Origin of the sequence: Agarivorans sp. (assembly GCF_050295395.1) — a bacterium.
In the GTDB taxonomy this organism is placed as follows: Bacteria; Pseudomonadota; Gammaproteobacteria; order Enterobacterales; family Celerinatantimonadaceae; genus Agarivorans.
Genome location: NZ_JBNKPP010000084.1, coordinates 1 through 2,506, shown reverse-complemented (window position 1 = coordinate 2,506; position 2,506 = coordinate 1). Strand labels below are relative to the sequence as shown.

The window sequence follows — 2,506 nt, the reverse complement described above, 5'->3', positions numbered from 1 at the left end:
CTGAAAAGCGTCAAGTCACACAACAAGAAGATGTGTTAGCTGAAAAGAACAGTGCAGGACAGGCTAAATCTTTAGAACGCTTTGGTTTGGATGTATTCGCCACTCAACCCACCACCTTTGCTCCGCTAAATAATATTCCGGTTACCGCTGATTATCGCTTAGGGCCTGGCGATACGCTTAACGTACAGCTCTTTGGTAAAGAGAACGGCAGTTTCGAGTTTAAAGTTAATCGACAAGGCAGCATTAGTTTCCCTGAATTGGGGCCGGTTAATGTTGCAGGGCTAACCTTCGAAGAAGTACGAGAGCTGATAAGCCAGCAGATTCAAGAAAAGAAAATAGGCGTGCGCAGCAGTGTTACCATGGGTGATTTGCGTACCATTGAAGTATTTGTTTTGGGTGACGCTTACCAACCGGGTAAATACCTCGTTAGCTCTATGTCTACCATTACTCATGCCTTGTACGCCAGCGGTGGGATTAATCAGCAAGGTAGTTTACGTGATATTCGTTTATTAAGAGACGGTAAGTTAATTAGCCGTTTTGATTTATACGAGTTATTGATTAAGGGTGATACCAGCAACGATCTACAGTTACGCGGCGGCGATGTGATTTTTGTTGGTCCTTTGGGCAATACCGTATCGGTTGAGGGTGAAGTGGTTCGTCCCGCCATTTATGAGTTATCCGGCCAGGAGAATGTACAAGGTTTAATCGCATTAGCTGGCGGCTATACAACCAAAGCCTATAAAAGCTCAGTGCGTTTGGAGCGCATTACCGAAGAAGGCTTAATTGATTTAATGACGCTTGATTTAAATGACAATCAAGACCTTCACAAAAAATTAAAAAATGGTGATTTTTTAACCATTGAACAGGTGGCTAAGCGCACTCCCAATTACGTTACGGTGAAAGGGAATGTGGCGCGAGCTGGGCGTTATCAGTGGCGGGAAGGTCAGCGTATCGCTGATTTGTTTCCCAATATTCATCGCAGCTTAAATAATAGTAGTGATTTAGACTATAGTTTGGTGGTGAGAAAAACCCCTGAGCAACACATCAAGGTATTGCAAGTATCATTAGCTGAAGCGATTACCAATCAACAATCAAGTGATAACATTCTTCTACAGGCTGAAGACGAAATCTTAGTTTTTACTAAGTACGATTTAGACTTGTTCAGTGAAGCCTTTCAAGTGGGCGCTAAGGAAAAAGATGTATTGAGTGCTGACGATGCTAGCGTTAATGCTCAAATGGAGAGTACTGAGCAATTAGCTAACCAAGTGGTTGGCGAAGAGAAAGCTCAGTTGGAGGCTCAAGCTAGATCTTATTCTCAGTCAAAAGTTCAATTAACTAATTCCCGCCCCGCTACTTCAGCAGAAACAATAAAACGTATTGCGAAAACCAGCGGAATGACGGTAGAAGAAGTGGCGAAGGTGCTTAATTCTACAAGAGAAAAGTTATTGGCCGCAGTGCTGATTCGTTTACAAGAGCAAGCAACTATAACCAATGATTTAATGGTTGTTGAAGTGTTTGGCGAAGTAAAATTTCCTGGTGTTTACCCCATTACCGATAAAAACACCGTTAAAGATTTGATTATTGCCGCGGGTGGCTTAAAAAATGGAGCCTATGCCGCGCATAGTGAATTAACTCGAACTACGGTAATTAATAATAATGCCGAAGTCAGTTTATTGCGTTTAGACCTAAATGCGGTAATGGCCAACGATTTAAATCAAAACTTGCTATTGCAATCCAGAGACAGGCTCAACGTATTATCTATTCCTAATTTACGCAAACAGCGCACAGTAAGCTTACAAGGTGAGGTGCGCTTCCCCGGTACTTATGTGATTAAGCGTGGTGAAACCTTAGGTGATTTGGTGAAACGTGCTGGTGGGCTTACCGAGTATGCTCACGAGGACGGCGCGGTATTTACTCGTGAAGCCTTACGTATTCGTGAACAGCGACAAATCGATGCCTATGCAGAGAGTATTCGCCAAGAGGTGGCGAAGAAAAGTTTACGCCAAACCGGTCCTGGCAGCTTTTCTTCTAGCTCTAGCCCGGCAGAGCAGCTGGCATTAATTGAAGAGATGAGCGCAACTAAAGGGCTTGGCCGCATGGTGGTCGATTTACCGGCCATTTTAGCTGAAGATGATACCAAAGACTTCATGCTTGAAGACCAAGACATGCTGTATGTGCCTCAGTATCGTAATACCGTTACGATTATGGGCGAAGTGCAAATTTCCACCTCCTACTTGCTTGATGAGCAATACAACTTCAAAGATTACATTAACTTTGCTGGCGGAGCTAAAAAGCAAGCTGATGAAGACCGTGTATTTGTAGTGCGCGCTAACGGCTCAGTGTATAAACCCGAATCTGGCTTTTGGTTTAAGAATAACAAACAACCGCTGCAACCCGGAGATACAATTGTGGTGCCAATTGACACCGACTACCGTGATAGCTTAAGTACTTGGACTGCTGTTACTCAGATTATGTATCAAATTGGTGTCGCGGTTAACGCCATTAA

The 2,506-nt window shown here is 43.5% G+C and carries 1 protein-coding gene; it reads left to right on the top strand.

Annotated elements, in window-relative coordinates:
• Window positions 1-2,506, top strand: a 2,506-nt coding sequence (locus ACQY6Q_RS04835) for an SLBB domain-containing protein (protein ID WP_427978522.1), incomplete at both ends; no start/stop codon positions are given.